An 11,124-nucleotide genomic window follows, 5' to 3' on the forward strand; every position below is an offset into this window, starting at 1 on the left:
GCTGGCGGAGGAGGAAAAATGACGAAGAAGGAGGCCCCCGCCTTCCGCGCGGCGCGGCCGGTCGAGAACATTGTCGTCTATCAGCCGGGCAAGCCCATCGAGGAACTCGAGCGCGAACTCGGGATCTCGGATTCGGTCAAACTGGCCTCGAACGAAAATCCGCTCGGGCCCTCTCCCAAGGCGGTGGAGGCCATCGGGCGGGCCATTCCCGATTTGCACCGGTATCCCGACGGCGGGGGGTTTTATCTCAAGGAGGAGCTGGCCGCGCACCATGGGCTTTCGCCGGAGCATTTCATCCTCGGGAACGGGACGAACGAGGTCCTCGAAATTCTGGCGCATGCCTTTTTCGATCCGGGCGATTCGGTGGTGTTTTCCGAGGGGGCCTTCATCGTCTATCGCATCGTCTCCCAGCTCAGCGGCTGCGACATCCGCGTGGCGCCGATGCGCGAGTTCACCCACGATCTGGAGCAAATGGCCGAGCGGGTGAGCGATGATACGAAGGCGGTCTTCATCGCCAATCCGAACAACCCGACGGGAACGGCGGTGGGGGAGCGGGCGCTGCGCGCTTTTCTCGAAAGAGTGCCCGAAACCACCCTCGTCGTGGTAGATGAAGCGTATTTTCAGTACGCCACCCGGGAGGATTATCCTGACGCGACGCAGCTCTTCCGGGAGTTTCCGAACGTCGTGGCGATGCGGACCTTCTCGAAGGTCTATGGCCTGGCCGGGCTTCGCGTGGGCTACGGGGCGGGGCACCCCGATGTCATCTCCAAGATGGAGCGGGTGCGCGAGCCCTTCAACGTGAATTCGCTGGCGCTGGCCGCGGCCGAGGCGGCACTCTCCGATACGGAGCATGTCGAAAAAACGGTCCGGGCCAACACGGAGGGCCGGGAGTTTTTCGTCCGGGAGCTGGCGGCGCTGGGCCTGCCCTTCGTACCCACCCAGGGGAATTTTCTCATGGTGGAGGTGGGCGATGGCGCCGAGGGGACTTACGAGGCGCTTCTCCGCGAGGGGATCATCGCCCGGCCGGTGGCTGGCTATGGATTTCCACGGCACCTGCGCATTTCAATCGGAACGGCAGGGGAGAACCAGCGGGCGATCGATGCGCTGGTCAAGATCTTAAAAATTAATTAGTTTTATATCAATGAATTGCGGGAGATAGTTCAAGTAAAATGGAACCACTTTTCGGGCAGATGACGATCATCGGGGTGGGCCTGATCGGCGGCTCGCTGGCCCGGGCGGCCCGGGCGAAGGGGCTGGTCGGGCGCTTCGTCGGGGCGGGCCGGCGGCGGGAAAATCTCGAGAAGGCGCTCTCCCTCGGGGTGGTCGACCAGATCGAGACCGATCACGTGGCCGCGGCCGCGGGCGCGGATATCGTGGTGCTCGGAACCCCGGTGCAGGTGGCTGTCGAGGTGGCGCGAAATATTCTCCCCGAGATGAAACCGGGGGCCATTCTTACCGATGTGGGGAGCGTCAAGGGGCCCTTTGTCCGTGCGGTTGAGGCGATGGAGCTGGGCGGGGTCCGATTTGTCGGCGGGCACCCGATCGCGGGAACGGAGGATTCGGGCGTCGAGGCAAGTTTCAAGGAATTGTTCGAGAATCACCGGACGATTCTCACCCCGACTGATCGCTCGGATGCATCGGCCGTCGAGGCCCTGAAGAAGCTCTGGGAAGGGGTGGGCGCCCACGTGGACTTAATCTCACCCGAGGCCCACGACCGGGTACTCTCCGATATCAGTCATCTGCCGCATCTGGTGGCCTACGCTCTCGTAAATGCGGCGCTGGAGGGAAAGGGTCTCCCTTATGCGGCGGGCGGCTTCCGCGACTTTACGCGGATCGCATCGAGCAACCCGGAGATGTGGCGGGAGATATGCCTGGACAACCGGGAGGCCCTTCTCGCATCTCTAGGCACGTTCGAGGGCCGTCTGGCCGAGCTTCGCCAGCTGGTCGAGCGGGGGGATGGGGCGGCCCTGGAGGCGGCCTTTCGGCGGGCGAAAGAGGGTCGGGACGGCTGGCTTCAGGAGAAGGGCTGGAAATGACCCCTCAAAGCGGGAAAGACTCCTCCGGCGCCGGCATCGTCATTCCCGTGGATGGGCCCGCGGGCTCCGGGAAAAGCACGATGGCGCGCGCCCTGGCGGACCGCCTGGGGTGGGATTATCTTGAGACTGGGGCACTTTACCGTGCGGTGGGGCTGAAGGTGCTGGAAGCAGGGGGCAGCCCCGATGATGCGGCGGAGGCTGCCCGGCAGGCCGGGTCGCTTCACTTTCAGAGTGCCAAGGTTGCGGGCGAGTGGAAGAATCTGCTCGATGATCGGGATGTGAGCCAGAGCCTTCGCGAAGAAAGGGTGAGCGATGCGGCCTCGCGCGTTTCATCGCTGCCCGAGGTGCGGGCGGCGGTTCTCGATTTCCAGCGCAGCTATGGCCGCGAGCGGGGAGCGGTTCTGGACGGCCGGGATATCGGGACGGTGGTTTTTCCCGGGGCCCGGCTCAAATTTTTTCTGGACGCCGACATGGAGGTCCGCATCCAGCGCCGCTTCGGGGAACTTGAAAAAAAAGGGATTTCCTTCGATCCCGAGCGCCTGGCCGCCGATCTGCGGGAGCGGGATCGCCGCGACAGGGAGCGGAAAATCGCTCCGCTGAAGCCAGCGCAAGATGCTGAAAAGATTGACACATCCGGGATGCCCATTGACCAGGTGCTGGCCCGCATGCTAGAGAAGGTCCGCGAGGTGTATGGGGAACTTATTGACCTTCCTGGGGTTTCTTGACCTCTCTATCGCAGATGGGTACCATTTTGGGCCTATCCCTCGGAATGGAAAGGCCGTTCGGCGGGCACGCGGGCACGCCGGGTGGATTTTTTATTTTCTCTCACCGAAAGTTGTTTTAGGAAGAACGAGGTAAATCAACCAGATGTCAGATAACCCCTCTCCCGCCTCCCCGAAAGAGGCGGCCCTCTCTGAAGCAGAATTTTCCGCCCTCGCGGACACTAAGGATCCCCAGTCGCTGACCTTCGAGCAGATGGAAAGCTTGTATGCCACGACGATCGACCCCGTGAAAGAGGGGGAGATCGTGCATGGCAGCGTGGTTCGCCTCGAGGGCGACTATGTGCTGGTGGATGTGGGCTTCAAGTCCGAAGGCATTGTTTCCAGATTCGAGTTTCCACGGGGCGGCTCCGAGCTGAAACCCGGAGATAAGGTGGAGGTCTTCGTCGAGGAGCGCGAGGACGAGAACGGCCTTATGGTTCTCTCGAAGGATAAGGCCAACCGCATCAAGGTGTGGGATGAAATCAGCCGCGCCTACGACAACAATGAGATTGTTTCCGGCGAGGTGTCTGCCCGGATCAAGGGCGGCCTCACGGTGGACATTGGCCTCAAGGCCTTCCTGCCGGGATCCCAGGTTGACCTGCGCCCGGTGCGGAACCTGGATCAATTCATTGGCAAGCGCTTCGATCTGAAAATCATCAAGCTCAACCGCAAGCGCGGCAACATCGTACTCTCCCGCCGCGCCCTTCTCGAGGAGGAGCGCGCCGAGCTCAAGCGCGAGACGCTCTCCCAACTCGAGGAAGGCCAACGCACCGAAGGCGTGGTGAAGAACATCACCGACTACGGCGCCTTCATCGATCTGGGCGGCATTGACGGTCTCCTGCACATCACCGACATGTCCTGGGGCCGGGTGAGCCACCCGAGCGAAATGCTTTCGATCGGAGACACGGTGAAGGTGGTGGTCCTCAAGTACGACAAGGAGCGCGAGCGCGTTTCCCTGGGCCACAAGCAGATCACCCCGGACCCGTGGGAGAACGTGGAAATCAAGTACCCGGCCAGCGGCCGGGTCCGTGGAAAGGTGGTTTCCATCACCGACTACGGCGCCTTTGTCGAACTCGAGCCCGGCGTCGAGGGGCTGGTGCATATCTCCGAAATGTCGTGGAACCGCCGCGTGCGGCACCCCTCCAAGCTGGTGGCGATTGGGGATGCGGTCGAGGCGGTGGTTCTGAACCTGGACAAGGAAGGGCGGCGGATTGCGCTCGGGATGAAGCAGACCGAAGAAAATCCCTGGACCCAGGTCGAGAAGAACTACCCGGTGGGAACAAAGGTGCGGGGGAGCATCCGCAATTTGACCGAATTCGGCGCTTTTGTGGCGCTGGATGAGGGGATTGACGGGCTGATCCACATCTCCGACATCTCCTGGACCCATCGGTTCAAGCACCCCTCCGAAGTCCTCAAGAAGGGCGATGATATCGACGCCGTGGTCCTGAGCGTCGATGTGGACAAGGAGCGCCTCTCTCTCGGCATCAAGCAGCTCTCTCCCGATCCCTGGGAAAATATTTACGAACGCTATGCCGTGGACGATGATATCGAGGCCACCATCACGAAGATCACCAATTTCGGGGTCTTCGCCGCGCCAGAAGATGAGCTGGAAGGGCTTGTCCACATCTCGGAGCTCAGTTCCGAAAAAGTGAACAAACCAGAGGAAGTGGTGCAGGTCGGCGATGTCTTCAAGATGCGGGTGATCAAGATTGAGGCTGAACAGCGCAAGCTCGGTCTCAGCATCCGGGCCTATAGCGAAGCGACCGGCGAGGAGGCGCTGATCAAGCGGGCGGACCCGCCTCCGGCGCCTGCGCCTGAAGAGAAGACCGATGATTCGGTAGAGGACGCGGTTGCGGTCGTGACCGATGCGGGGGCCGTGCACGAGGAAGAAGTGAAGGTTGATTCGGAGTAGTTTCTTTCGGCCGCCGGAGTGTTCGCGATGAAACGGTGGATGAGCCGCGGCGTACTGGTTTCCGGTGCGGTCGTTTTGACGATATTTCTCGTCCTCTATGGTCTGACCCGCTTGCCCGATTTTGGGGGGGGGCAGGCGGGAGGCGGCCCGGAGGCTATCGCCCTCATTCGAATCCAAGGCGGGATATTCGGCTCCGAGGAGACCCTCAAGGCGCTGGCCCGGTTCCGCAGCAACCGGCGGCTGAAGGCCCTGCTGCTCCGGATTGACAGCCCGGGCGGGGCGGTGGGCCCGACGCAGGAGATTTATGAGGAAGTCCTTCGTCTGCGCCGCATGGGCCGAAAGGTGGTGGCCTCCCTCGGGACGGTCGCGGCCTCGGGTGGATATTATGTGGCGGTTGCCGCGGATCGGATTTATGCGAATCCGGGGACGATCACCGGAAGCATTGGGGTTGTCATGGTGCTTCCCAACACGGAAAAGATTTTTGATACAATAGGCATACGTTTCCGCGTGATTAAAAGTGCGCCGCACAAGGATCTGGGCTCTCCCCTCCGGAAGATGACGGAGGCGGAGCGGAAGATTCTTCAGGATCTCATTGACGACACCTATCGCCAGTTTGTGAAGGCGATTTCCTTGGGCCGGAAGCTGGAGGAAAAAAAGGTTCTCCAGCTGGCCGATGGAAGCATCTTCAGCGGTGAGCGGGCCCTGCGGATGGGGCTGGTGGATCGACTGGGAACGCAGCAGGACGCGGGGGTGGAGGCCGCCCGGCTTGCCGGGATTACCGGAAGTTTCCGCATCGTGGAGTTGACGCCGCGGGAAGGATTGCTCACTCTATTGACCAAGCTGACGCGAAACGCGATTTCCTGGTTCGGCGGTGAGGGACCGGCGCTTTTGGGATCTCCCCCTGCCGTGCTACAGTATATGTGGAAGTGAATCTTACGGAAGAAATTGAAATTGCCTCGGTAATTAGAATGCGCCCGGGTTGCGGATCTTCTTGGCCAGGGAGTGGTTCGGGGGGAAATCCCCGAGCGTTGATTCAGCACGGAGGGTGGTGGCTCCGATGACCAAAGCCGAATTGGTAGAGAAGATCTCGCCAAAGATCAATCTCACAAAAAAAGATACCGAACGCGTTGTGAACATCGTATTCGGAAGTATCATTCAGTCTTTGGCGCAAGGCGATAAGGTCGAGTTGCGGGGTTTCGGAAGTTTCCGTGTGCGCAAGCGAGACAGCCGCGATGGACGAAACCCCCGTACGGGCGACACCGTCCAGATTCCCCCGAAGAAGGTACCCTTTTTCAAGGCGGGCAAAGAGCTGCGGGAGTTGGTGGACAGCAACATTCCGGCTTCGCCCGGCGGCTTTGCCAGCAACGACGGCTCGTCTGCGGGCGCGGAAGCCGCCGCAACCGTGACAGAGGGGTATCCCGGCTCCAGCGTTTCCTAGCCCCTTTCCATTTCCTCTCGCTTTCCCCGGCGTTCTTCCGCTTCGAGAAGTTCCATGCCTGAAAAACCGATTGGACGCGGCCGGCTGATTCTCTCCCAGGGCGACATCACCGAAAGCCGGGCGGACGCCATCGTTAACGCCGCCAACAACCATCTGTGGATGGGGGCGGGCGTTGCCGGGGCCATCAAGAAAAAAGGCGGCGCCGCCATCGAGGCCGAAGCCATGGCGCAAGGCCCCATCCCGGTGGGGGAAGCGATCGTGACCGGGGGCGGAAACCTCGCGGCCCGCTATGTGATCCACGCGGCCGGTATGGGCCAGGACCTGCGGACCTCGGCGGAACATATCACGGCCTGTACCGAGGCGAGTCTGCGGCGGGCCGAGGAATTCGGTATTTCCCATGTGGCCTTTCCCGCGATTGGAACCGGTGTGGGCGGATTTTCATCCGAGGCGGCGGCACGCTGCATGCTCTCGGCCGCGGCGCGCCATCTGGCGTCCGCCTCCGGGACGGTCGAAACCGTGGAATTTGTCCTCTTCAGCGATGCCGATCTGGCCGCCTTTTCCGGCGTACTGAGGGATATTGAGGCCAACTGAGGGCCCGAATTTGGAGGCTCGGAAAATGGAGCGGCGCGATTCGAGGCCCGTTATCGCCCTGATCGGCCCGACGGGCACGGGAAAATCCGCCTTGGCCGTGGCGATTGCGGGCCGCCTCGCCGAGCGGAGCGTCCGGGTGGAAATCGTGGGGGCAGATGCCCGGCAGATTTACCGGGAGCTTTCCGTGGGCACGTCCAAGCCCTCGGTCCTCGAGCGGGCGGCCGTTCCGCATCACATGATCGATGTGGCGGCCCCGGAGGAGGTGTTCAGCGCGGCCCGGTACGCACGGGAGGCGCTGATTTGCCTGGAGGGCATCTATGCCCGGGGGGGCTTTCCCCTGGTCGTGGGCGGAAGCGGCCTCTACATTCGCGCGCTTCTGGAGGGGCTGTTCGAGGGACCGGAGGCGGACCCGGCCCTGCGATCCCGGCTGGAGGAGGTGGCGGAACGGGAAGGTCCGGCGGCCCTTCATCGCCGGCTGGCGGCGAGCGACCCGGCGGCCGCGGCCCGTCTCCATCCGAATGACCGCAAGCGCGTGATCCGCGCGCTGGAGGTGTACGAGGTGACCGGGCGGCCCATTTCCGCCCTTCAGGCCGAGGCGGCGGTCGCGGGCTTTACCCGGCCGCGCTATCTGGGCCTCGATTGGCCGATGGAGGCCTACGCGGCGCGTGTCGAGGAGCGCATCCGGTGGATGCTCCTGAACGGGATGATGGAGGAGGCTGCCTTCCTCGCCGATCGCGGGCTGAGCGGCTCACCCGCCTTTGAGGGGCTGGGCTACGAGGACGCGCTGGCGCTGCACCGGGGACAAATTGATCAGGAAGAGGTGGTCGCCCGCATTTGCCGCCTGCACAGGGGCTACGCGAAGCGGCAGCGTACCTGGTTCCGGAAGGTGGAGGGCGTTCACTGGCTGGAAATGTCTGAGAGCGGCCGGGAGAAGGCGCTGGATGAGGCCACAGCGTTGATTCTGGAGTATCTGTCCGCTTTTTCGGCCGGCGCTCTGCGCGGGCGGGAGCAGAAAGGTTGAATATCATCCTGGTGGGATTCAAAGGTGCGGGGAAATCCACGATCGGGCCGCTTCTGGCCGAGCGTCTGGGATATGCCTTCGATGATCTCGATCGGCGGATTGAGGCGGCGGGCGGGGAAATTCTCGGTGAGCGTGTCACCTTCCGCGAGGTTTTCAGGCGCCTGGGAGAGGAGGCGTTCCGTGCGCTGGAGCAGTGCCTGCTCGGCGAGGCCCTGGGGGAGGAGAATCTGGTCCTCGCCCTCGGCGGCGGCGCGGCGCTTCACGGTGCCGCCCCCGATCAGCTGAGCGGCCACCTCGTGGTATATATCCGGGTAGCGGCCGAGGCCCTGTTCCGGCGCATCGAGGCGGAAGGCTGGCCCGCCTATCTGGACGGAGAGGCGGACCCGGCACAGGCGCTACGGAAAATCCTGGAGGAGCGTCTGCCCAGGTATGAAGCGCTCGCCGACATTGTGGTGGACAATCCGGACGGCGCGGACCCGGCCGCAGCCGCGAAGCATGCGGCGGACCGGATTCTCGGCAGAAGGGCGCGAGGCGGGTAAAGCCCGGTAAGGAGATTTTTCATGTCGAATACATTTGGCCAGGTTTTCCGCTTCACAACGTGGGGGGAGTCCCACGGCCCCGCCATTGGGGTTGTGGTGGATGGCTGTCCGGCGGGACTGCCGCTCTCAGAGGCCGACCTTCAGTACGACCTCGATCGGCGGCGGCCCGGCCAGAGCCGCGTGACCACCCAGCGGAACGAGACGGACCAGGCCGAAATCCTCTCGGGCGTTTTCGAGGGGAAAACCACGGGGGCGCCCATTTCCATCCTCATTCGCAACCAGGATGCGGACTCCAGTAAATATGAGCCGCTGCGCGATATTTTCCGCCCCGGACATGCCGACTTCACCTACTGGGCGAAGTGGGGGCACCGGGATCATCGCGGGGGAGGGCGATCGAGTGCCCGCGAAACGGCCGGCCGTGTGGCGGCGGGCGCCATTGCGAAAAAGATACTGGTGCGCGAGGGGATCGACATCTGCGGTTTCGTGAGCCAGATCGGGGATGTGATCTGGGAGGGGGAGGATTTCGATCCGGCGGAAATCGAGAAGAACCCGGTTCGCTGCCCCGACTCCGAGACCGCAAAAAAGATGGAAGAGGTGATCATGGCAGCGAGAAAAGAGGGCGATTCGGTGGGCGGGGTAGTGACAGTCCGCGCCACGGGGGTTCCCGCGGGATGGGGAGAGCCGATTTACGGACGGCTCGACGCGGAGCTGGCAACCGCCATGATGGGGATCAACGCAGTCAAGGGGGTGGAATTCGGCGCGGGATTCCGCTCGGCCCGGATGCGGGGGTCGGAAAACAACGATCCCTTCGATGCCGTCGGCGGCAACATCGTTCCGCGGACGAATCACGCCGGCGGCATTTTGGGCGGGATCTCGACGGGGGCGCCGATCGTACTCCGTTTCGCGGTGAAGCCGACGTCCTCGATTTTACTGGCACAGGACACGGTGACGGCCTTGGGCGAACGGACCCAGGTAAAAGTCGAGGGACGCCACGCCCCGTGCGTCGCTCCCCGGGCGGTTCCCATCGGGGAGGCGATGATGGCGGTTGTCCTGGCGGATCATATGCGGCGGAATCTGGGGAGCCGGTTCGGAGAAGGTTGAGGGGGCGGCAGGTCAGTTCGATTCTATTTCCAGCGCGTCGCGATCGAGAATCGTGATGATTCCCTTTTGGAAATCGATAATTTCCTTGGACCGGAAGTCGCGGAGCATTTTGTTGACGCTCTCCCGCGTGGCGCCCACCATGTCGGCGAGATCTTGTTGCTTGAGCTTGAGATTCAGGCGCGTACTTTTCGGGGAAATTTTCTCTCCGTAGCGTTCGGAGAGCTCCAGTATCCGTTTGGCGAGGCGGGCGCCGAGGCTGCAGAACGCGGCGTCGCTCAATAGTTCATCGGTCCGCCGGAGGCGGCGGCTGAGTTCGGCCAGGATATTGATGGAAACTTTCGGGTTTTCGCTTATGTAGTGGATAAACTCTTTCTGGTCGAGCGTGAGTATTTCGGAGATTTCCGTTGCGGTGGCCGTGGCCGAGCGGGATTCGCCGTCGAACAAGGAAAGTTCCCCGAAGAAGTCGCCGGTGGAGAGAATGGCGACAATGACGTTTTCCCCCTCGGGCGAGGGAAGGGTGATCTTCACCTTCCCGGAGAGAATGATATAGAGCATGGAGCCAGGGTCGTCCTTGTGGAAAATGATCTGGTCTTTTTCGTAGCGCCGCCGGTTGATGCGGCGGGACAGTTCGGAGATAGATTCGGGCGAAAGCTGGGAGAAAAAGGGAATTTGGGAGAGCAGGGATTCGTAAGCCATTGAGATTCCTCTTTTAATCAGCTATGTCTAGTGGCTACTTGTCGAATCTAACAGCAATCCCTGCATTTCACTATATATCGGCGCCCGCTGTGTAAACCCTTAAATCTGGGTTTCGGGGCGCATTTTCAGGAGGTTTATATGAAGCTCGGGATCGTGGGGCTGGGGGTGATAGGAAGGGCCGTGGTGCGGGCGGCGGATGAGGGCAAGATCGATGTCGAGATTCCAGTGGCCACGACGCTTCCCGACCCGACGCTCCCGGCGTTTCTCTCGGGTCTGAAGAATCCGCCGAAAATGACCGACTTGGATGGCGTGGCCGAGGGCGCCGACATTGTGCTGGAAGCTGCCCAGTCCTCGGCGGTGGAGAGCATTTGCCGCGCCGTGCTGCCCCGGGGCAAGGATGTCATTGTCAATTCCGTGGGCGCACTGCTGGAGCGGCCCGATCTTGTGGAGTTGGCGCGAGCGAACGGGGCGAAGATCCGGATACCCTCGGGGGCGATGATCGGTCTGGATGGGTTGAAGGGGGCATCCATGGGGCGGGTGGACGCGGTTACGATGACGACGCGCAAGGCGCCCAAAAGCCTGCGGGGCGCCCCCTTTCTTTTGCAGCACAAGATTGATGTGGATGAGATTGTCGAACCCACGGTGATTTTCGAGGGCAGCCCGATCGATGCTTGCCGGGGGTTTCCCGCGAATGTGAATGTGTCGGCCGCGGTCAGCATGGCGGGCATCGGGCCCGTGCGGACGAAAATGCGGATCATCTGCGATCCCACGGTTGACCGGAACATTCACGAACTTGAGGTGGAGGGGGAGTTCGGGAGCTTTTATGTCCGAGTGGAGAACGTTCCATCGGAAAATCACCGGACGGCGGTTTTGGCCTATCTCTCGGATCTGGCCCTGTTGCGGCGGGATGGGCAGGCGTTGGTGCTGGGGACCTGAAAATACGGCCGGAAAAGGACCGATCTGGCCTCTGGGGCCGAGCTTGCGCCCGGGTGTTTAAAATCATTATAGTGCCCCGGTTGGCCCGCGGCG

The 11,124-nt window shown here is 62.3% G+C and carries 12 protein-coding genes; 11 read left to right on the forward strand and 1 reads right to left on the reverse strand.

The features are described 5' to 3' along the window. Positions 1 to 18: 18 nt before the first annotated feature. The 10 genes from hisC to aroC all read left to right on the forward strand — a co-directional run bounded on the left by hisC (position 19) and on the right by aroC (position 9,399). Positions 19 to 1,131, forward strand: coding sequence for a histidinol-phosphate transaminase (gene hisC / locus O2807_05545; GenBank protein MDA0999967.1), 1,113 nt, complete (start codon positions 19 to 21; stop codon positions 1,129 to 1,131). Positions 1,132 to 1,169: 38 nt separating this feature from the next. Next, the gene (locus O2807_05550) at positions 1,170 to 2,036 is read left to right on the forward strand and encodes a prephenate dehydrogenase/arogenate dehydrogenase family protein (GenBank protein MDA0999968.1); all 867 of its coding nucleotides are present in this window, start codon (positions 1,170 to 1,172) and stop codon (positions 2,034 to 2,036) included. After that, positions 2,033 to 2,761: a (d)CMP kinase gene (cmk, locus tag O2807_05555; protein ID MDA0999969.1), complete on the forward strand. Its 729-nt coding sequence runs from the start codon at positions 2,033 to 2,035 to the stop codon at positions 2,759 to 2,761. The genes O2807_05550 and cmk overlap by 4 nt, the downstream gene beginning before the upstream one ends. 142 nt (positions 2,762 to 2,903) lie before the next feature. Next, positions 2,904 to 4,709 (forward strand): 30S ribosomal protein S1, encoded by a 1,806-nt coding sequence (locus O2807_05560; GenBank protein ID MDA0999970.1) that lies wholly within the window; start codon positions 2,904 to 2,906, stop codon positions 4,707 to 4,709. Between the two features lie 39 nt (positions 4,710 to 4,748). Further along, complete coding sequence (gene sppA, locus O2807_05565; protein MDA0999971.1) at positions 4,749 to 5,639, forward strand: signal peptide peptidase SppA; 891 nt, start codon at positions 4,749 to 4,751, stop codon at positions 5,637 to 5,639. A 127-nt stretch (positions 5,640 to 5,766) separates the two neighbouring features. Then, positions 5,767 to 6,147 (forward strand): integration host factor subunit beta, encoded by a 381-nt coding sequence (locus tag O2807_05570; protein ID MDA0999972.1) that lies wholly within the window; start codon positions 5,767 to 5,769, stop codon positions 6,145 to 6,147. A gap of 54 nt (positions 6,148 to 6,201) precedes the next feature. Beyond that, the gene (locus tag O2807_05575) at positions 6,202 to 6,738 is read left to right on the forward strand and encodes a macro domain-containing protein (protein MDA0999973.1); all 537 of its coding nucleotides are present in this window, start codon (positions 6,202 to 6,204) and stop codon (positions 6,736 to 6,738) included. Between the two features lie 25 nt (positions 6,739 to 6,763). Further along, complete coding sequence (gene miaA / locus O2807_05580; protein MDA0999974.1) at positions 6,764 to 7,759, forward strand: tRNA (adenosine(37)-N6)-dimethylallyltransferase MiaA; 996 nt, start codon at positions 6,764 to 6,766, stop codon at positions 7,757 to 7,759. Then, complete coding sequence (locus O2807_05585; protein ID MDA0999975.1) at positions 7,756 to 8,298, forward strand: AAA family ATPase; 543 nt, start codon at positions 7,756 to 7,758, stop codon at positions 8,296 to 8,298. Before miaA ends, O2807_05585 begins: the two co-directional genes overlap by 4 nt. A 21-nt stretch (positions 8,299 to 8,319) precedes the next feature. Further along, the gene (aroC, locus tag O2807_05590; protein MDA0999976.1) at positions 8,320 to 9,399 is read left to right on the forward strand and encodes a chorismate synthase; all 1,080 of its coding nucleotides are present in this window, start codon (positions 8,320 to 8,322) and stop codon (positions 9,397 to 9,399) included. A 12-nt stretch (positions 9,400 to 9,411) separates the two neighbouring features. Here the strand turns inward: aroC and O2807_05595 are convergent, their stop codons facing one another. Continuing rightward, positions 9,412 to 10,095 carry a Crp/Fnr family transcriptional regulator gene (locus tag O2807_05595; GenBank protein ID MDA0999977.1) on the reverse strand — a complete coding sequence of 228 codons (684 nt, stop codon included), beginning with the start codon at positions 10,093 to 10,095 and terminating at the stop codon, positions 9,412 to 9,414. 138 nt (positions 10,096 to 10,233) lie between these two features. On the opposite strand from O2807_05595, the gene O2807_05600 reads away from it, so the two are divergent. Beyond that, positions 10,234 to 11,031: an aspartate dehydrogenase gene (locus O2807_05600; protein MDA0999978.1), complete on the forward strand. Its 798-nt coding sequence runs from the start codon at positions 10,234 to 10,236 to the stop codon at positions 11,029 to 11,031. Positions 11,032 to 11,124: the final 93 nt, after the last annotated feature.

Source organism: bacterium, assembly GCA_027622355.1.
Classification (GTDB): Bacteria; UBA8248; UBA8248; order UBA8248; family UBA8248; genus JAQBZT01.

Excerpts from the sequence above, each read along its gene's own strand:
- hisC (MDA0999967.1), top strand. The coding sequence starts at position 19 with ATGACGAAGAAGGAGGCCCCCGCCTTCCGCGCGGCGCGGCCGGTCGAG.
- O2807_05550 (MDA0999968.1), top strand. The coding sequence starts at position 1,170 with ATGGAACCACTTTTCGGGCAGATGACGATCATCGGGGTGGGCCTGATC.
- cmk (MDA0999969.1), top strand. The coding sequence starts at position 2,033 with ATGACCCCTCAAAGCGGGAAAGACTCCTCCGGCGCCGGCATCGTCATT.
- O2807_05560 (MDA0999970.1), top strand. The coding sequence starts at position 2,904 with ATGTCAGATAACCCCTCTCCCGCCTCCCCGAAAGAGGCGGCCCTCTCT.
- sppA (MDA0999971.1), top strand. The coding sequence starts at position 4,749 with ATGAGCCGCGGCGTACTGGTTTCCGGTGCGGTCGTTTTGACGATATTT.
- O2807_05570 (MDA0999972.1), top strand. The coding sequence starts at position 5,767 with ATGACCAAAGCCGAATTGGTAGAGAAGATCTCGCCAAAGATCAATCTC.
- O2807_05575 (MDA0999973.1), top strand. The coding sequence starts at position 6,202 with ATGCCTGAAAAACCGATTGGACGCGGCCGGCTGATTCTCTCCCAGGGC.
- miaA (MDA0999974.1), top strand. The coding sequence starts at position 6,764 with ATGGAGCGGCGCGATTCGAGGCCCGTTATCGCCCTGATCGGCCCGACG.
- aroC (MDA0999976.1), top strand. The coding sequence starts at position 8,320 with ATGTCGAATACATTTGGCCAGGTTTTCCGCTTCACAACGTGGGGGGAG.
- O2807_05595 (MDA0999977.1), bottom strand. The coding sequence starts at position 10,095 with ATGGCTTACGAATCCCTGCTCTCCCAAATTCCCTTTTTCTCCCAGCTT.
- O2807_05600 (MDA0999978.1), top strand. The coding sequence starts at position 10,234 with ATGAAGCTCGGGATCGTGGGGCTGGGGGTGATAGGAAGGGCCGTGGTG.